Origin of the sequence: Cellulosimicrobium sp. KWT-B (genome assembly GCF_002127155.1) — a bacterium.
Classification (GTDB): domain Bacteria; phylum Actinomycetota; class Actinomycetes; order Actinomycetales; family Cellulomonadaceae; genus Cellulosimicrobium; species Cellulosimicrobium funkei.
On record NZ_NEDO01000002.1, the window covers coordinates 354109 to 373286 of the forward strand.

13 protein-coding genes are annotated in these 19178 nt (G+C 76.6%); 6 read left to right on the plus strand and 7 right to left on the minus strand.

Annotated features, from left to right (window positions below):
• Positions 1–26: 26 nt before the first annotated feature.
• Both B9L22_RS07810 and B9L22_RS07815 read left to right on the plus strand, forming a co-directional pair.
• The gene (locus B9L22_RS07810; RefSeq protein WP_233139867.1) at positions 27–848 is read left to right on the plus strand and encodes a MerR family transcriptional regulator; all 822 of its coding nucleotides are present in this window, start codon (positions 27–29) and stop codon (positions 846–848) included.
• 135 nt (positions 849–983) lie between these two features.
• Positions 984–2873, plus strand: a complete 1890-nt coding sequence (locus tag B9L22_RS07815; protein ID WP_086149911.1) for a glycerophosphodiester phosphodiesterase family protein — start codon at positions 984–986, stop codon at positions 2871–2873.
• A gap of 99 nt (positions 2874–2972) precedes the next feature.
• Here B9L22_RS07815 and B9L22_RS07820 read toward each other — a convergent pair whose 3' ends face one another.
• Positions 2973–4340: a hypothetical protein gene (locus B9L22_RS07820; RefSeq protein ID WP_086149912.1), complete on the minus strand. Its 1368-nt coding sequence runs from the start codon at positions 4338–4340 to the stop codon at positions 2973–2975.
• Positions 4341–4386: 46 nt separating this feature from the next.
• Positions 4387–5220, minus strand: a complete 834-nt coding sequence (locus B9L22_RS07825) for a VOC family protein (protein ID WP_086149913.1) — start codon at positions 5218–5220, stop codon at positions 4387–4389.
• A 157-nt stretch (positions 5221–5377) separates the two neighbouring features.
• Here B9L22_RS07825 and B9L22_RS07830 point away from each other — a divergent pair, with 157 nt between their 5' ends.
• Entirely contained in the window at positions 5378–6670 is a 1293-nt protein-coding gene (locus tag B9L22_RS07830) for an endonuclease/exonuclease/phosphatase family protein (protein WP_233139868.1), read from the plus strand.
• A gap of 273 nt (positions 6671–6943) precedes the next feature.
• Complete coding sequence (locus B9L22_RS07835) at positions 6944–8089, plus strand: ScyD/ScyE family protein (RefSeq protein ID WP_086149914.1); 1146 nt, start codon at positions 6944–6946, stop codon at positions 8087–8089.
• 45 nt (positions 8090–8134) lie between these two features.
• Here the strand turns inward: B9L22_RS07835 and B9L22_RS07840 are convergent, their stop codons facing one another.
• Positions 8135–9574, minus strand: a complete 1440-nt coding sequence (locus B9L22_RS07840) for a pyridoxal-dependent decarboxylase (RefSeq protein WP_086149915.1) — start codon at positions 9572–9574, stop codon at positions 8135–8137.
• A 185-nt stretch (positions 9575–9759) separates the two neighbouring features.
• On the opposite strand from B9L22_RS07840, the gene B9L22_RS07845 reads away from it, so the two are divergent.
• Both B9L22_RS07845 and B9L22_RS07850 read left to right on the plus strand, forming a co-directional pair.
• Positions 9760–11379, plus strand: coding sequence for an asparaginase (locus B9L22_RS07845; protein ID WP_233139869.1), 1620 nt, complete (start codon positions 9760–9762; stop codon positions 11377–11379).
• 212 nt (positions 11380–11591) lie between these two features.
• The gene (locus B9L22_RS07850; protein ID WP_232322685.1) at positions 11592–12242 is read left to right on the plus strand and encodes a chitinase; all 651 of its coding nucleotides are present in this window, start codon (positions 11592–11594) and stop codon (positions 12240–12242) included.
• A gap of 125 nt (positions 12243–12367) precedes the next feature.
• Here B9L22_RS07850 and B9L22_RS07855 read toward each other — a convergent pair whose 3' ends face one another.
• The 4 genes from B9L22_RS07855 to B9L22_RS07870 all read right to left on the minus strand — a co-directional run bounded on the left by B9L22_RS07855 (position 12368) and on the right by B9L22_RS07870 (position 19137).
• Complete coding sequence (locus B9L22_RS07855) at positions 12368–14860, minus strand: alpha/beta hydrolase-fold protein (RefSeq protein ID WP_086149917.1); 2493 nt, start codon at positions 14858–14860, stop codon at positions 12368–12370.
• A 139-nt stretch (positions 14861–14999) separates the two neighbouring features.
• Entirely contained in the window at positions 15000–15860 is an 861-nt protein-coding gene (locus B9L22_RS07860; protein WP_233139871.1) for a CoA ester lyase, read from the minus strand.
• A complete protein-coding gene (locus tag B9L22_RS07865; protein WP_086149918.1) occupies positions 15857–17077 on the minus strand; it encodes a CaiB/BaiF CoA-transferase family protein in 1221 nt (406 codons plus the stop codon). The genes B9L22_RS07860 and B9L22_RS07865 overlap by 4 nt, the downstream gene beginning before the upstream one ends.
• Positions 17074–19137, minus strand: coding sequence for an SUMF1/EgtB/PvdO family nonheme iron enzyme (locus B9L22_RS07870; protein ID WP_086149919.1), 2064 nt, complete (start codon positions 19135–19137; stop codon positions 17074–17076). The genes B9L22_RS07865 and B9L22_RS07870 overlap by 4 nt, the downstream gene beginning before the upstream one ends.
• Positions 19138–19178 lie beyond the last annotated feature (41 nt).

The following is a 19178-nucleotide window of genomic DNA, read 5'->3' on the forward strand; positions in this document are numbered from 1 at the left end:
GACGTGCTTCCGGAGGGTTGGGCGACGTGGGTGCAGCGCGGGGGTCGGGCGGCGGTCCCGGCGCGCCCCGGGTGCTGCGCACGTCCGACGTCGCGCGCGCGACCGGCTGGTCCGTCCAGCAGGTGCGCGACCTCGAGGCGCTCGGCGTCCTGCCGCCCGCGGGCCGGTCGCCGAACGGCTACCGCACGTTCGGCGACGAGCACGTGCTGGCGCTGCGCGCGTACCGGGGGCTGGCGACGGCGGTCGGCCCGGTCGTCGCGCGCGCGGTCCTGCGCGAGGTCCGGACGCTCCCCCTGCCCGACGCCGCAGCGCGCGTGGGGGCGCTGCACGTGACGCTCGCGCGCGAGCGGGACGAGGCGCTCGTCGCCCGCCGGGCGCTGCTCGCGATCCGCGCGGAGGGCGGGCCCACCGGCGAGACCGGACCCGACGAGGGCGGCCCGTCCGCGAACGTGCCCGCGGGCGCGGCCGGCGACGAGGACGACGTCCTCACCATCACCGGGCTCGCCGCGGCGCTCGGCGTGCGGGCCTCGACGCTGCGCCACTGGGAGCGCGAGGGGCTCGTCGCTCCCGAGCGCGTCGCGACGCGCGCCGGGACCCACGGTGCGCGCGCCTACCCGCCCGCCGCCGTCCGGGAGGCCCGCATCACCGCGGCGCTGCGGTCGGCCGGCTACCCGGTCCCGGCGGTCCGCGAGACGATCGCGGCGCTGCGCCGGCTCGACGACGTCGCCCCGACCCTCGCGGCCCTCGACGCCCGGCTCGACGCGATCGCTCGCCGCACCGTCGCGCTGCTCGCCGCGGGGTCCGACGTCGCACGGCTCCTGACGGGCGCGACGGGGCAGCCCGGGTGAGGCTCGGGGGGATGCCGAGGGGGCGGCGGCGTCCCGACACCTGACCGTCCCCGAGGCGTCGCCCGGCGTCCACCGGAGCGCAACGCCGCGTTCCTAGGGTCGCCGGGGCAACCGACCCGACGCTCGGAGGACCCGATGACGACCACCCGACGCCGCGCCGTGCGCGGCACCGCCGCCGCACTGGCGGGGACCCTGCTCGCGACGACCCCCGTCGCCGCCACGGCCACGACCGCGACCGTGCCGTTCGCCGCCCCGGCCGCCGCCGCACCCGGCGACGTGCTGCTCGCCGAGTCGTTCGACGGCGACGTCCTCCCCGAGGGCTGGACGCCCGTGCTCGGCGACTGGCAGGTGCGCGACGGCCGGCTCGTCGGCGACGCACCCGACGGGTCGTCGCCCGCGCGGATCGTGTTCGGCCGCTCCGCGGAGAACTACCGGCTCGACGCGACGCTCCGGTTCGAGAGCGTGGACAACGCGTCGCGCTGGGCGGGCGCGATCCTCGACGTCGCGCCCGACGGCACGACTCCGTGGTGGCAGGCCGTGCTGCGCAGCACGACGACGGCGCCCAACGGCGTCGAGATCGCCCAGCGCACCGTCGCGGACGCCTGGAACGTCCCGTACACCGGCTCGGCGCCGGCCGACGCCGCGACCGGGCGCGACGTGCACCTGTCCGTCGAGGTGCAGGGCGCGGCCGTCACGTACGCGCTCGACGGGCGGACCGTGCTGGAGGGGCGGATCGACCGGTCCCGCGACGGCGCGCTCGGTTTCGTCACCGCCGGGGCGACCGTGAGCGTCGACGACGTGACCGTCACGGAGATCGAGCCCGCGTCGTACGTCGGCGGCGACGGCGAGCTGCCCGTCACCGTCGCGCACCGCGGCTACTCCTCGGTGGCACCCGAGAACACGCTCGCCGCCGTCGCGGCCGGGATGCGCACGGGGGCGGAGTACGTCGAGGTCGACGTGCACACCACGGCCGACGGCGTCCCCGTCGTGCTGCACGACCAGACGGTCGACCGCACGACCGACGGCACGGGCGACGTCGCCGTCCTGGCGGGCGAGCAGGTCACCGCGCTCGACGCCGGGTCCTGGTTCTCGCCCGCGTTCGCCGGGCAGCGGCTGCCGTCGTTCGCGCAGCTGCTCGACCTGCTGGAGACCGGGTCGTCGACCCTGCTCCTGGAGATCAAGGGGCCCGAGACGTCCGCGGAGGTCGAGCGCGTCGTCGACATGGTCGTCGAGGCCGGGCTCGAGGACCGCGTGGTGCTCCAGTCGTTCGACGTCGACGCGCTGCGCGCCGCGCGCGAGCACGCCCCGCAGATCCCGCGCGGGCTGCTCCGCGGCGCGCTCGACGCCGACCCGGTCGCCGTGGCGCAGGACCTCGGCGCGGTCATGTACAACCCGTCGGCGAGCGCGCTGCTCGCGCGTCCGGGCGTCGTCGCCGACCTCAACGCGGCGGGCGTCGCCGTCATGCCGTACACGGTGAACTCCGCGGCCGACTGGGCGCGCCTCACCGAGATCGGGGTCGACGGCATCATCACCGACCGCGCGGGGGCGTTCGTCGGGTGGAAGCAGGCGCGCGAGCAGGAGGCGCCCGCTCCCGGCGCGCCGACGGTCACGATCGTCAGCCCCGCGGAGGGCACCGAGGTCGAGCGGGGCGGCACGCTCGTCGTCGCGGCGAGCACGACGGACGCGGACGAGGTGGTCGTGACGCTCGACGGCGAGCCCGTGGACAACGGGGCGGTCGTCCCGGCCGCGGACCTCGCGCTCGGCGAGCACACGGTGACCGCGACCGCGCGGGGCGCGGGCGGCGAGGCGACCGCGGAGGCGACCGTCGTCGTGACCGTCACGCCGGAGGGCCTGCGCTCGCGCCTCGCGGCGCTCGACCTCCCGCCCGGCCAGCTGACGAAGGCGCTCGACGCCGTCGAGGCCGGACGGTGGGCGTCGGTGCGGAAGGTCGTGGAGAAGTTCGTGCGCGACACGGCCACGCGCGAGCGCCTGCTCGAGGAGGTCGACCACCTCGACGGCCGCTGACCGGGCAGCCTGACGGGGCGCCTGACATCGACCGGGCCGCTGCGCGCAGCGGCCCGGTACGTCGCCCGTCCCCGGTCGGAGCCGACCGGGGACGGGCGCTCACGCGTCGGCGAGGAAGCGCCGCCGCTCCCCGCGGGCGGACCCGGCCCGCGCCCAGCCGGTGAGGACGAGGGCGCCGCCCGCGACCCACGGGACGACGTCCCACCCGGGCGGCCCGTCCGACCCGACGACGGCGCCGTCCGTCGCGAGGATCGCCGCCCCGAGGCCGAGCAGCACGAGGCCCAGCACCAGCAGGACGACGTCCCACGCCGCGCTCCCCGCGCCGCGCCGGGGCGCGCGGGCGACGAGAGCTGCCTTCTCGGTCGCGGTGAGCGGCGCCGTCGGGCCGAGGGGCTGGACGCGCTCGGCGCCGTGCCGGAACCGCGCCGGGTCCTCGACGGCCTCGACGAGCGCGGCGGGCAGCCCGAGGAGGTAGGCGAGGTCGGCGACCGGGTCGCCGGGCCAGGTCGACGCGGCGAGCAGGGCGCGCAGCCGGCCCGGGTCGCGCGGGGCGCCGAACGCCTCGACCAGGGCCTCGTACGCACCCTCGGGACCGGACGTCGAGAGGTCCGTCCAGGTGTCGTTCCAGCTTCCGAAGACCCACGGGCGCCCCGGCGTGCTGAGCGTCCAGGCGACGCCGCCGCCGGTCCGCTCCAGGCTGACGACGACCTCCCCGGCGCGCAGGCCGCGCTCGATCGTGGACCGGGCGCGGAACTCGCCCGAGAGGGCCGACCGGAACGCCTCCTGCTCCGCCTCGTCCGACGCACCGAACCTCGGCGCCTCGGGGCGTGCGGCGGTCCAGACGACGGTGCGCTCGTCGGTCGCGCGCACCCACGCCGCGCCCGCCCGGCGCACGGCGGCGCGGACGAACGCGGCGTCGGCGCGGACGAGCTGCACGACGGCGTCGGGCGCCGCAGAGCCCGTCGCGGGCAGGTCCGCGACCGCCGCGAACGCCTCGAGAAGGTCGTCGGGGTGCTCGAGCGCGCGCAGCCGGTCCGCGGCGGTCGTCGCGTCCCGCAGCCCGACGAGCGCGCCGACGGCCGCGAGCACGGCGCCCGGGTCGCCGTCGAGGCGCATCGTGTGGTCGGTGGTCGAGCCGGGCTGCGCGGGGGCCCACGTGACGACGACCGGCGGCGCGACGGCGTCCGGGCGGGCGGCGAGGATCGCGCTCACGCCCTCGGGCAGCAGGTCCGAGCCCGCGTCGAGCTGCACGACCCACGGCGCCGGCACGAGCGCGTCGACCCGCGCGAGGGACTCGGCGACCGACCCGGGGACGTCCGCCTCGTCGGCGCACGTGCCGTCCTCGGTGTCGACCTCGGCGAAGGTCCAGCCGCGGTCGTCCGTCGGGCCGACGCGCCCGTACTCGAGGTCCGCGGCGCGGAGACGGTCGACGACCTGGGCGTGCGGGCTGCGCGTGACGACGTTCACGGCGTCATGATGCCGCACCCGCCGCGGCCCGGCGGCCGCCGTCCCGTCAGAAGCCCTCGGGCGGCGTGAACTGCGAGAGCGTGAGCACCGCACCCTGCGGGTCGCGGACCTCGGCCTCGCGCGTCCACCCCGTGTCGACCGAGGACAGCACCACCGCACCGGCGCGCTCGGCCGCCGCGGCCGCGGCGTCCCGGTCCGCGACGGCGAACGTGACCGTGTGACGTGCGGGTCCGGGCTCCTCCAGGACGCCCGCCACGACGTCCCGGAAGCCGGGCGGCGCGCCCGCCTGGTTCGCGTCGATCTCCGGGTTGACGGTCCGCGCGAGATGGTCGCCGTAGCCCTCGACGCGCGCCATCCCCGCCCCGAGGTCCGGGCTCACCTCCCAGCCGAGCAGCGGGCCGTAGAAGTGCAGGGCCCGCGCGACGTCGGGCGTGCGCAGCACGCTGAAGTTCCACGTGCCCGGCTCGTTGACGCGCTGCGCGCCGAGCCGCGCGCCGGGCTCCCACAGCCGGAACGTCGCGCCCTGGGGGTCGCGCACGGTCGCCATGCGCCCCGGCGGGCCGACCGTCGTCGGGCCGTCGAGGACCTCGCCCCCGAGGTCCGGGACGCCGCGCGCGGAGGCGTCCACGTCGTCGACCGCGACGTACGTGATCCACCCGGGCTCGCCGCGGCCCGTCGCGACGGCCGCGACGTCCTGCCCGCCGAGCGAGGCGACGACGTACCGCTCCCCCGCGCCGGGCGGGAGCCGGTCCTCGAACTCCCACCCGAAGAGGGCGCCGTAGAACGCGAGGGCGGCGTCGACGTCGGGCTGCTCGGTGTCCACCCAGCAGGGCACGCCGTGCGGGTAGGTGCGGACGGGTCGGGACGGCGAGGTGTCCATGTCTCACGGTCCCACCGGGCACCCCACATCGTCACCCCGGCCCGGCGCCGGGTGTTCGCCCGCGCGACACCTTCCCGACCTTCCGGGCGTGGGCACCCGTGCGTACGGTGGCGGGGAACCTCTCGACGACCACCGTCCCCGACGACGAGGAGCCACCGTGTCCACGAGACCGTCCACCCCGACCCCGCGCCGCACCCGGCCGCGCGCAGCACGCACCGCGCTCGTCCCCGCCCTCGCGGCCGCCACGGCCCTCGCCGTCGCGGGCGCCGGCGCCGTCGCCGCGCCCGCCGCCGCGCACGGCGACCGCCACGGCCACGACCGCGGGACGCTCCGCGTCGCGACGTACAACGCGAGCCTCAACCGCGCCGCCGCGGGCGAGCTCGAGGCCGACCTCTCGACCCCCGACGACCCGCAGGCCGCGACGATCGCCGAGGTGCTCCAGCGCGCGCGGCCCGACGTCGTGCTGCTCAACGAGTTCGACTACGTGCCGGGCGGGCGCGCCGTCGACCTGTTCCGCGAGAACTACCTCGAGGTCCCCCAGGGCGACGCCGAGCCGATCGAGTACCGCCACGCCTACGTCGCGCCGTCGAACACCGGCGTGCCGAGCGGGTTCGACCTCAACGGCGACGGCGTGGTCGGCGGCGGCGACGACGCGTTCGGCTTCGGCGCGTTCGAGGGGCAGTACGGCATGGTCGTGCTGTCGCGGTACCCGATCGACACGCGCGGCGTCCGCACGTTCCAGCACTTCCTGTGGAAGGACATGCCGGGAGCGCTCCTCCCGGACGACCCCGCGACGCCCGCGCCCGCCGACTGGTTCACGCCCGAGGAGCTCGACGTCGTGCGGCTGTCGAGCAAGTCGCACTGGGACGTCCCGGTCCGCGTGGGGCGGCAGACCGTCCACGTGCTCGCGTCGCACCCGACCCCGCCCACGTTCGACGGCCCCGAGGACCGCAACGGCCGCCGCAACCACGACGAGATCCGGTTCTGGGCGGACTACGTGACGCCCGGCAAGACGTCACGCTACGTGTACGACGACGCGGGCCGGCGCGGCGGGCTGCGCCCGGGCGCGAGCTTCGTCGTCCTGGGCGACCAGAACGCCGACCCGCTCGACGGCGACTCCGTGGACGCCGCGATCGACCAGCTCCTCGACCACCGGCGCGTCCAGGACCCGGCGCCCCGGTCCGCCGGCGCGGTCGAGGCCGCCACGCTCCAGGGCGGGGCGAACACGACCCACCGGGGCGACCCGGCGCTCGACACCGCCGACTTCGCCGACACCGCGCCCGGGAACCTGCGCGCGGACTACGTGCTGCCGTCGCGCGACCTGCGGGTCCGGGACGCGGGCGTGTTCTGGCCCGTCCAGGCCGACCCGCTCTCGCGGCTCACCGGCGTCTTCCCGTTCCCGAGCAGCGACCACCGGCTCGTCTGGGTGGACCTGGCCGTCCGCGGCTGACCCACCGGCCCCGACGTCGCCCCGGGTGCTCGTCGCCCGGGGCGACGATGGTGGACCGGCGCCGCCCGCGGGTGCACACTCGGAGGTCTGTGCTCACCGCCGACGCACAGCAGACTCCCGGCCGGCGCCTCGCCGGTCGCACGGCACGCCCCGGCGCGCCACGTCGTCCGGCCCGACGACCACCTCACCCTCGTCCCCGGGGCGACGCCCGCGCCGACAGCAGCGCGCGCCGGCTCCCCTCGCCCCCGCGGGACCGCCGGACCAGGAGCACCCATGAGAAGACTCCGCACCGCCCTGCCCGCCGCCGTCGCCGCCGCGACCGCCGCCCTCGTGCTCGTCGCGGGGCCCGCCGTCGCGCACGGCGGCAAGCCCACGCCGCGCCCGCCGACCGTGACCGACGTCGCGACCGGCCTCGTCACGCCGCTCAGCCTCGCCGTCGGACCGCGCGGCACCACCTACGTCACCCAGAACTTCCCCGGGCTGCTCACGGCCGTCGGCCGCGACGGCACCCCGACCGTCCTCTACGCGTCGCCCGACGGCGGCGAGGTGGGCGGCGTCTCCTACGACGGCCGTCGGATCACCTTCACCGAGACGCAGCTCGGCGAGGAGGGTCCGGTCGCGTCGGAGGTGTCGACGCTGCGGACCGACCGGCGGGGCAACCCGACGGGCGCGCCCGTCGTGCTCGCGGACACGTTCGCGTACGAGCGGGCGAACAACCCCGACGGCGGCGTGACCTACGGCCTGCGCGACACCGACCCGGCGTGCGTCGCCCAGGTCCCCGCGTCGCCCGTCCCGCCCCGGTACACGGGGATCGCGGACTCCCACCCGTACGCCACGACGTCGTCCCGCGGGACCACGTACGTCGCCGACGCGGGCGCCAACGCGATCCTGTCGGTGAGCGACCGCGGCCGGGTCCGGACGGTGGCCGTGCTGCCCGCGCAGCCCGCGGTCGTCACCGCCGAGGCGGCAGCGGGCCTCGGGTGGCCCGCGTGCGTCGTCGGGCAGACGTACTGGTTCGAGCCCGTCCCGACGGACGTCGAGGTGGGCCCGCGCGGCGTGCTCTACGTGACGACGCTCCCCGGCGGGCCCGAGGACGCGAGCCTCGGCGCGCGCGGCGCGGTGTACACGGTCGATCCCTGGCGCGGCGCGGTGCGCCGGCTCGCCACCGGGTTCCTCGGCGCGACCAACCTCGCCGTGTCCGGCGACGGCACGGTCTACGTCGCCGAGCTGTTCGGCGGGAAGATCTCGCAGGTCGGCAAGCGCGGGCCGAGCGCCCTCGTCGAGGTCCCGCTCCCCGCGGGCCTCGAGTGGGACGGCAAGGGCCTGCTCGCGACGACGAACGCTCTCCCGGCGGACGAGACGACGCCGCCCGACGGGCACCTCGTGCGCATCGACCTCGGCCGGCACGGCGGGCGCTGACGGACCACCGACCCCGGGCGTCGCCTCGGCGCCCGGGGTCGGTCGTCAGGCGCGGGCCGCGGCGACCGCCCGGCCGAGCGCGTCGACGCTCACCGCGACGTCGGCGTCCGTCGTCGCCCAGGAGCTCACGGAGACGCGGAGCACGGCGCGGTCGTGCCAGCGCGAGCCGGACATCCACGCGGTCCCGTCGTCGAGCACGCGCCGCACGACGTCCTGCGTGCGCGCGTCGTCGACGAACGCCGCGCACACCTGGGTGAACACGACGTCGTGCAGCACCTCGCCGTCGAGCGCGCGCACCGCGTCGGCGAACGTCGCCGCGTGGCGGCAGAACCCGTCCACGAGATCGGCGACGCCCGAGCGGCCGAGCGCCCGCAGCACCGCCCAGACGGGGAACGCGCGACCGCGCCGCGAGAGCTCGGGCACCTTGTCGAGCGGGTCGCCCGCCTCGCTCTGGATGAGGTAGTCGCCGTGCATGCCCATCGCGGCCCGCAGCGGCGCCGGGTCCGCGACGATCGCGAGCCCGCAGTCGTACGGGACGTTGAGCGTCTTGTGCGCGTCGGTCGCCCACGAGTCGGCGCCCTCGTACCCCGCGACGAGGTGGCGGTACGTCGGCGACGCGGCGGCGAAGAGCCCGAACGCGCCGTCGACGTGCACCCACGCGCCGTACCGGTGCGCGACGTCGACCGCCGGGCCGAACGGGTCGAACGCCCCGGAGTGCACGTTGCCCGCCTGCAGCACGACGATCGTGGGCGCCGGGGTAGAGCCCCGGTCCCGCGAGGTAGAGGCCAGGTCCCGCGAGGTAGAGCCCCGGTCGTCCGAGGGAGAGGCAGGGTCGGCCAGCGCCTCCTCGAGCGCGGCGACCGAGACCCGGCCCTGGTCGTCCGCGGCGACGACCTCGGGCGCCCCGAGCCCGAGGTACGACAGCGCGAGGTCGACCGACTCGTGCCGCTCGGCACCGACGAGCACGCGCACGCGCGGCGCACCCGTGAGACCGTCGCGCCGCACGTCCCACCCCGCGCGGCGCAGCACCTCGCCGCGCGCAGCGGCGAGCGCCGTGAAGTTCGCGGTCGTGGCGCCGGTGACGAACCCGACCGCGCCCGACGCGGGCAGGCCCAGCAGCTCGAGCAGCCACGCGCTCGTCACGTCCTCGACGGCGGTGTGGGCCGGGGTGACGGTGCGCAGCGCGGAGTTCTGGTCCCACGCGCTCGTGAGCCAGTCGGCCGCGAGCGCCGCCGGGTGGCTGCCGCCGATGACCATGCCGTAGAAGCGGCCCGACGGCATCGCGGTGAGGCCCGGCCCGCACGCCGTGGCGAGCAGGTCGACGACGTCGGCGGCCGGGCTCGGGCCGTCCGGCAGGTCCGTGCCGAGCGCGGCGACGACGTCGGCGACGCCCGCCCGGGGCGGGACCGGGCGCGTCGCGAGGGAGTCGAGCCACGCGGCGGCGTGCTCGTGCGCCCGCAGGAGGGCGGCGTCGCGATCGTCCATGACCGCTCCTGACCGGGCCGGACCGACGCCGGCCCTCCCGCCAGGCTGGACCCGTGGGGAGCGCGGGTCAACCGCTCCGGCGGTAACCGGCACGTCCGTACTTCTTACGCCCAGGCAATCCCCAGGCAACACACGGTCCCTAGCGTCGGGCGGGCCAGATGTTCCCCCCGACGGAAGGCCCCCTGTTGAGAACGTTCACCCTGACCCTGTCCGGCCGCGCCGTCGCGGCCGTCGTCGCGCTCGTGCTCGCGTGCGCCGCCCTCGCCGCGACGGTCGCGTACACCGTCGCCGACTCCCGGGCGTCGGCCGCCGCCGCGCGCGCCGAGGGTGCCGCGGCACCGGTGCTCGCGGCCGGGACCGCGCCCGCCAACCCGCTCGGCATCACGTCCGCGCGGTACGCGACCGCGACGGCGACCGCCGCGGCGGAGAAGCCGAAGGTCGTCGTCGTCGCGACCGGCGGCACGATGGCCGGCAAGGCGACCGGCCGCGACACGTTCACGAGCTACCGCGCCGGTACCTACCGCATGGAGGACATGCTGAACACGCTGCGGCCCGAGCTCGACGCGGTCGCCGACGTCACCGCCGTCCAGTTCGGCAACGCCGGCTCGTCCGGCTACTCGATGGAGCAGTTCCACGCGCTCACGCTCGAGGTGGAGAAGCAGCTGAAGACCGCCGACGCCGTCGTGGTGACGACCGGCACGGACACGCAGGAGGAGTTCGCGTACTGGCTCGACCTCACCGTGCGGTCGCGCAAGCCCGTCGTCACGTCCGGCTCGATGCGCCCGTGGGGGTCGGGCGCCGGGCCGGACTCGAGCCTCGTGTTCGGCACGGACGCGCCCGCGAACCTCTACAACGCGATCAAGGTCGCCGCGTCCCAGCAGACGTTCTGCTTCGGCACGGTGCTCATGCTCAACGACGAGATCCAGGCGGCCCGCGAGGTCACGAAGTCGAACTCGTACCGCACCGACACGTTCCAGACGCGCGAGTACGGCGTGCTCGGCTGGATCGACGGCGACAACGTCACGCTCGGCCGCGCACCGGCGCGCGTGCTCGCGTGCGACACCGAGGAGTGGTTCACGCCGTTCGACCTCGCGAAGGTCGACGCGAAGACGCTCCCGCGCGTCGAGATCCTCATGTCCTACCAGCAGGCCGGCGGCGAGGCCGTGACGGCGTTCGCGAACGCAGGCGTCCAGGGCATCGTCACCGCGGGGACGGGTGCGGGGGGCATCTCGTCCGCGATGAGCCAGGCGCGCACCGCCGCCGTCCGCGACAAGGGCGTCTGGTTCGTCTCGACGACGCGCACCGGGTCGGGGTCGTCGTACGGGGGCGGCAACGGCATCATCGCGGGCGGCGACCTCACGGCCGTCAAGGCGCGTCTCCTGCTGCTCCTGTCACGCGCCTTCACCGACGACTTCGCGACCGCCCAGGGCTGGTTCACGACCTTCGGCAACGCGTCGTTCGACCAGTCCGCGACGGCGGCCACGGTCGGCGCCGAGCCGGGCTCGACGACGGTCCGCTTCTCCGGCACCGCGACGCCGTCGTGCAAGGCCGCGGGCAAGCAGCTCTGGCTGACGGCGGCCGTGACGAACGAGGACACGGTGCCGATCGACGTGCACGTGCAGACCCCGGCGGGCGAGCACACGTTCTCGGCGGTCCCCGCCGGCGAGTCGGCCGAGAAGACGCTCGCCGTGAAGGCCAAGACGCTCGACGCGGGCGAGATCACGCTCGTCGCGACGAAGGACGTCGACGGGCGGGCCGTGCAGACGGAGACGACCGCCGCCTACCCGGAGACGGCATGCCGCTGACGCCCTGACCCCCACCCGTCGAGCACGGGGACGGCGACCGGATCCGCACCCATCCGGTCGCCGACCCCGTGCTCGGCAGCGTCGTGGGGGTCTCGGTGGGCGACCCGGTGGCTTGATCGAGGCTGGTTCACCGGTTACGCAGGTGTCCTCACGAATCCCGTAGGGTGGGCGCGGCCGCGGCGTCGCGGCCGCCGCCGACGAAGGGGGACCCCGTGACCGACCCGACGACCACCACCGCACCGACGACGTTCGTGGTGACCGAGCAGCAGTTCGACGCGATGTTCCCGGAGCGGAACCCGTTCTACACGTACGCCGGGCTCGTCGCGGCGACGGTCGCGTACCCCGCGTTCGCGACGTCGGGCGGCGACCGCGTGGCCCGGCGCGAGGCCGCGGCGTTCCTCGCGCAGGTGAGCCACGAGACGCACGGTCTGGAGCACGTCGTCGAGGTCAACACCGCGAACTACCCGCACTACTGCGACCCCGCGCAGCCGTACGGGTGCCCCGCCGGGCAGGACGCCTACTACGGCCGCGGCCCGCTCCAGCTGAGCTGGAACTTCAACTACCGGGCGGCCGGGGAGGCGCTGGGGATCGACCTCCTCGCCGACCCGTGGCTCGTCGAGCAGGACCCGACCGTCGCGTGGCAGACGGCGCTCTGGTACTGGAACACCCAGCCCGGCACGGCCTCGATGACGTGCCACGACGCGATCGTCGGCGAGCACGGCTTCGCCGAGACCATCCGCTCGATCAACGGCCCGCTCGAGTGCGAGGGCGGCAACCCCCGCCAGATGAACAACCGCGTCCGCCTCTTCCGGCACTACGTCGAGATCGTCGGCACGACGACGGGCGACCACCTCACCTGCTGACCGCCTGCCAGCAACGAGCCCCCGCCGAGCACGACGTTGCTGTCGTCATCAGGCTGATAACACCAGCAACGTCGTGTTCGGCCGCGTGCAGGGTCGTTCTCGGCGCCGCCAGGCGCCGGGCGCAGTCAGGCGCAGGTGAGCGCGTCGTACGGGACGACGACGGCGCGGCCGTCCACCGTCGCGGTCGCCTCGCCCGCGGGGACGGTCGTGGAGCGGACGGCGAACGACCGGTAGGCCGACGCGCCCGGGGCGACGTCCGCGACGACGTGCGTGCCGTACGGCGTCGCGAGCGCGACGTCGACGGGCGCGTCCCCGGTGCTCGTCGCGCGCACCGCGACGTAGGCCTTGCCCGCGAGGCACCGCGCCTCGGCGGTGACGTCGAGCGCCGGGCCGGTGGCACCGGCGTCGGGCACGACGGCGTCCCACGGCGCCCGGGCCACGAACACGTCGGCGGCGCCCGCGTTCGTCGTGCCCGCGGGGGCGCCGTACGTGAGCCCGGTGAGCAGCGCCGCGCCGTCGCGGCCGTCGGCGGCGGGTGCGGGGGCCGCGAACAGGTTCGCGTCGTCCCACTCGTCGGCGCCGTCGCGCTCGCGCGACCCGGTCTGCGTCGCCTCGCCCGGGGTGCCGTCGGCCGCGACGGGGAACGTCACGACGTCGACCCCGCCGACGGCCGTGCCCAGCGCGCCGTACGTCGTGCCGACGACGAGCACCGCGTCGTCGGCGCCGAGCGCGCCCGTCACGCCGCGGTCGTCGGTCGACGTCCCGACCTGCGTCGTCCACAGGACCTCGCCCGCGGCGTCGAGGGCACGCACGACGACGTCGTTGTCCCCGAAGTTGCCGCCGTCACCGAGCGCCCCGCGCGTGTGCCCGACGGCGACGACCGACCCGTCCGAGCGCGCCACGAGGCCGTTGACCTGGTCGTTCTCGCTCGTCGCGACGGCACGCAGCCACTCCTGCTCGCCGTCCGCGCCGTACCGCGCGACCCAGCCGTCGTTCCCGCCCGCGCGCTCGGCCCCGGGCATCCCGCCGCCCGACACCCCGCCCACGTACACCGCGCCGTCGGGCGAGGCCGCGACCGCGAGCGCCTTGTCCTCGCCGAGCCCGCCCACCTGGCGCAGCCACAGCAGCTCGCCCGCCGCGGAGACCCGCCCGACCAGCGCGTCCTTGTCCCCGGCGCTCGGCGCGTCGCCCACGGCACCGCTCGTGTACCCGGCGACGTAGGCGCCGCCCGCGCCGTCGGGCGCGACGGCGTAGAAGCGGTCGGCCGCGCCGGGGTCGCCGGTCTGCAGCGTCCAGGCGCGCTCGCCGTCGGCGGTGACGGCCGCGACGAACCCGTCGTCGCGCGTCGTGCCGGCGTGGGCGCCGTCGAGGTCGCCCTTGGTGTACCCGGCGACGAGCACGCCCCCGTCGGCGCCCGGCACGACGCCGTACGCGCGGTCGTCCGCGGCCGTCGCGACCGCGTGCCGCCAGACCTCGGCGCCGTCGGCGTCGCGCCGCACGACGACCGTGTCGAGCCCGCCCGCGGGCTCGTACCCGTCCCACGCACCGGCGAGGTTGAGCGCGACGGCGGTCCCGCCGTCGGGCAGGGCCGCGACCCCGCCCGCGCGGTCGTCGCCCGCGGAGCCGAGGAGCTCGGCGTCCCACGGCGCGGCGGGCGTGGTGCGCAGGCGCGCCGAGACGTCGACGACCCCCTCGCGGAACGCGGGCCGCCAGACGTCCCAGTCGTGGCCGCCGTCGAGCACGCGCAGCTCGGCCGTCACGCCCGGGACGCGGCGCGCCTGGTTGTAGAGGCGCGCGGACTCGAAGTCGATGTCGTGCGTGGCCTCGGCGGGGTCGGGGTTGGCCCACTCGTCGTCGCCGACGGCGACGAACAGGTGCACCGGGAGCGCCGGGTCGAGCGCCGCGAGCGCCGTCGGGTACGACAGCTCGGTGTACCGGTCGGCGTCGAACGGCGCGCTCCCGACGCCGTAGCCGCCATGGTCGCGGGCCGAGGAGTCCGCGGGCGGCTGCGGCACGTAGACGGCGGGGCTCAGCACGATGCCCGCGGAGAACGTGTCCTGGTGGGCGAGCGTGAACCGCAGCGCGCCCGCGCCGCCCATGGAGTAGCCGCCGACGGCGCGCGCCTCGCGGTCCTCGACCGTGCGGTAGGTCGCGTCGACGTGCTCGACGAGGTCGCGCGTGAACGCCGTCTCGACGGCGGTGCCGGCCCCGGCGCCCGTCGCGTCCCCGGTGTACAGGGAATCCGTGTACCAGGAGCCGCGGTCGTTCCACGGCGCGTCGGGCATGACGACGACCATCGGCTGGATCTCGCCCGCCCCGATGAGCTCGTCGAGGTCGCCCGTGACCTGCTGCCACGCGGCCTGCGTGTCGCCGCGGCCGTGCAGCAGGTAGAGCGTCGGGTACTCCTGCGCGGCGTCGTCGTAGCCGGGCGGCAGGTAGACCGTGTAGTCGATCGGCCCGGCCGCGGAGTCCGCGACCCGCCCCGTCTCGACCGTGCCCTGCTCCGCGGCGGTCGCCGGGAGCGCGAGCGCCGACCCGCCGATCGTCGCGCTCACCGCCAGCGCGGCGAGGGCCGCCGTCGTCCCGGACCGCCGGTGCGGCCGTCGTGCTGCGTCCATGGTGTCTCCTCGTCGAGATCCGGTGATGACTGCCCCCTCCCCCTCCCTCGTCCCGCCGAGCACGACGTTGCTGTCGTGACCGGGCCGATGACGACAGCGACGTCGTGCTCGACCGGGAGGAGGGTCGTTCTCGGCCGCGCTAGCCGGGCGGGCGGCGGCCCGCCAGGGCCAGCACGGTGCGCGCGCGCTCGACCATCGCGACGTCGAGGAACGTGCCGTCGGCGAGCGCCACGACGCCCGTGCCCGACGCCGTCGCGTCGCCGACGCGCTCGACGACCTCGCGCGCCCGGTCCACCTCGTCCGGGGTCGGGAGGAACGCGTCGCGGATGGTGTCGAGCTGCACGGGGTGGATCGCGGTGCGGCCGCAGAACCCGAGCGACCGCCCGGCGCGGCACGACGCCGCGAGCCCGTCGAGGTCGCGCACGTGCGTGAACGCGGACATCGCGGGCGACGGCAGCCCCGCCGCCCGCGCCGCGACGACGACCCGGCTGCGCGCCCACGCGAGCCCGGCCTCGTCGTCGACCCGCAGGTCGGAGCGCAGGTCGGCCTCGCCGAGCCCGAGGGACGCGACCTGCGGCGACGCCGTCGCGAGCTCGAACGCGCGCTCGACGCCGAGCGCCGACTCGACCAGCAGGTGCAGCGCTCGCCCGGGGAGCGCCGCGGCGAGCGCGCGCACCTCGTCGGCGGACTCGACCTTCGGTGCGCGCGCCCCGACGGCGAGCGGCAGCCCGGCGAGGGCCGCGACGTCGGCGGCGTGCCACGGCGTCGCGGGGTGGTTGACCCGCACCTGGACGCCGCGCGCGGCGGCCGCGTCGTCGAGCAGCGCGACGGCGTGCGCCCGCGCCTCGTCCTTGCGCGCCGGCGCGACGGCGTCCTCGAGGTCGACGAGCACGACGTCGGCCGCGGACCCGAGCGCCTTCGCGACCCGGTCGGGCCGGTCCGCGGGCACGTACAGCAGCGTCAGCGGCACGGCGCCCGGCCGGTCGCCGCGGCCCGTCACACCGCCCCCTCGGCCCGGAGCTCCGCGACGCGCTCGGGCGAGAAGCCGAGCTCGCCGAGCACGGCGTCGGTGTCGGCGCCGTGCGCGCGGCCGGTGAAGCGGATGACGCCGTCGTTCTCGGACATCCGGAACAGCGGGCCCTGCATGAGCATCGGGCCGAGCTCGGGGTCCTCGATCTCGTGGATCGTGCCGAGCGCGCGGAACTGCGGGTCGTCGACGATGTCCTGGGCGTCGTAGATCGGCGCGACGGCGGCCTGCGCCTCCTCGAACGCGGCGACGACCTCGTCGCGCGTGCGCTGCGCGATCCAGCCGCCGACGGCCTCGTCGAGCAGGTCGGCGTGCTGCGCGCGCTCGACGCCGCTCGCGAACCACGGCTCGTCGACGATTTCGGGACGCCCGACGAGGCGCATGACGCGCTCGGCGATGGACTGCGCCGACGTCGACACCGCGACCCACTGCCCGTCGCGCGTGCGGTAGGTGTTGCGCGGAGCGTTGTTCGCGGACCGGTTGCCGGTGCGCGGCTGCACGGTGCGGAGCTGGTCCCAGCGCGTGATCTGCGGCCCGAGCATCGCGAGGATGGGCTCGATGATCGCCGTGTCGACGACCTGCCCGTGCCCGGTGCGCTCGCGCGTGGACAGCGCCACCATGACGGCGAACGCGGTCGCGAGCGACGCGACCCCGTCGGCGAGCCCGAACGGCGGGAGGGTCGGCGGGCCGTCGGGCTCGCCGGTCATCGCGGCGAACCCGCTCATCGCCTCGGCGAGCGTGCCGAACCCGGGGCGGGTGCGGTACGGCCCGACCTGCCCGAACCCGCTCACGCGCGCGAGCACGAGCCGCGGGTTGCGCGCGGACAGCTCGTCGTAGCCGAGGCCCCAGCGCTCGAGCGTGCCGGGCCGGAAGTTCTCGACGACGACGTCCGCCTCGGCGGCGAGCGCGAGGAACACCTCGCGGCCGCCGTCGCTCCCCAGGTTCGCGGTGACGGTGCGCTTGTTGCGCCCGAGCGTCTTCCACCACAGGTTCACGCCGTCCTTCGCGGCGCCGTGCGTGCGCGACGGGTCGGGCTTCGTGGGGTGCTCGACCTTGACGACGTCGGCGCCCAGGTCGCCGAGGTGCATCGCCGCCATGGGACCGGCGAACAGCGTCGACGCGTCGACGACGCGCAGGCCCGCGAGCGCGCCCGCGGCCGGGTCGCGCGAGACGCGCGGTGCGTCCGTCATGCCGTCACCCCCGTCGCGTCGTCGGCGAGGTCCCACGCGCAGCGGAACCCGACGGTCGCGCCGCGCGCGAGCCCCAGGCCCGGGACGAGGAGCTTGACCGCGTAGTCCGCCGCGTGGCGCCCGCCCTCGACGTACCAGTCGGAGCCCTCGGCGCGGTGGTCGCTGCCGCCCTTGAGCATGACGAACCGCGTGCGGCCGTCGGAGTGCTCGGAGCCCGTCCAGCTCCACACGGCGGGCTCGCCGCGCGTCCAGCCGGGCTGCTCGGCCGCGAGCTGCCACTCGTCCTCGGTGGGCAGGCGCCCGCCGCGCCACGCGCAGAACGCGCGCGCGTCGTCGAGGTCGACGAAGGTCACGGGCTCGTCCTCCGTGCCGGGCGCTGGACGGCCGTCGACCCAGTGCGCGAGGAAGCGGTGCGCGACGGCGGGCACGTACGCGGTGGCCGCGAGGAACTCCGCGAACTCCGCGTTCGTCACGTCGCGGCCCACCGCCACCGGGGCGGCGAGGCCGCCGTCGCGCTGGAGGGTCCGCGCGTCGTGCAGGCGCGGCGGGAGCGGCTTCCACTCGTCCACGTACGGCGCGCCCTGGTACATCCCGGTCTCGCGCGCGCGGTAGCGGACGGTCAGCGCGTACGGCCCCTCAGGCACGACGACGGCGCCCGCCCCGGGCGCGCCCGTCGCCCGGGCGGCGTCCTGCCCGACGACGGCCTCCGGCCCGGTCGGGTCCGTCTCCCCGGTCGGAGCGGACGTGGGGACAGAGGCGTCGAGGCGCCGCGCGAGGCGGTGCGGGAACCGCGCGTCGGGGTCGTGCGGCGCGGTCTCGTCGAGCGAGGCGACCACGTCGCGCAGGTGCGGCAGCCACGCGGGCTCCGCCGCGCCGTCGGCCACGCGCAGCGCCGCGGCGATCCCTCGGCCGGGCACGCGCACGTCCGCTCCGTCCCCGCCGCCCGCGAGCAGCGGGCCCGCGTAGTCGGCGTCACCGCGGTTGACGAGCGTCCACAGGGTGACGCCGTCGAGCTCCCAGCGCGACGCATACACCCCGGCGGCCTCGGCCTCGGGCGCGAGCTCGGCCAGCGGCGTCCACTCGCCGTCGAGCAGCAGCGGACGCGCCGCGCGCTGGACCGTGACCAGGCGCGTCACGGTCGCGGCGTCGCGCCGCGACCAGCCGACCCACACGCCGAACACGACCTCCCACACCATGACGCCCACGCCGTTGAGCCACGCGGACTGGAGCTCCTCGGAGTGGTCGCGGTGCCAGCGGCGCACGTGGTGCTGCATGTGCCGGCGCTCGTACCAGTGCGCGCGCAGCACGCCGGGCACGGGCGAGTCGGCGAAGAACTGCGCCCACGACGACGAGTGGTCCTCGATGCGCTCGACCGGGAGCTTGGACTCGCCCTCCAGGACGATGCCCGGGCGCGCGGCCTCGAGCCGCGCGACGAGCTCCGGCTCGGCCTTCTTCAGCGTGTCGAGGAAGACGCCGTCGGCGCCGAGGTCGCGCACGACGGCGGCGAGCTCGGTGAGGTCGTCGTCGCCGCGGCGCGTGCCGACGTCCCACGGGTTGTAGTCGACGAACACGAGCAGGCCCGCGTCGTGGAACGTCTGCACGAGGTCGACGATCCCCGGGACGTCGCGGTAGAAGTCCCACTGGTTGCGGTCGTCGATCCCGATGACGGGGTACGCGTGCCACAGCACGACGGCGTCGAGGCCGCCGAACCGCTCGCGCGCGTCGGCGAGGAACCGCTCCGGCGTGAACCGGTGCTCCTCGAACGAGTACAGCAGCTCGTCCCACAGCCACACCTGCGCGACCGTCGAGCACCCCGCGGCCCACGCCGCGTCCGGGCGGTCGTACGCCGCGCCCGTGTACCCGTGGCGGCGGCGCGCGTCGTCGCGCCACGCGGCGAGGCGCTCGCGCCAGGCCGGGCGGTCGGCGGGGTCGGCCGGGCCGACGAAGATCTTCGCCTCGTCGAGCGCGAGGGACTGCTCGGGCGTGAGCGGCCCGTCGAGCGCGACCTCGGTCGGCAGGTCGATCGGGCGCGGGACCAGCGGGTCGAACGTGTAGGTCATGGTGCCTTTCCCTCGGCGGGCCGGGCCCGCGCTCGGACGTG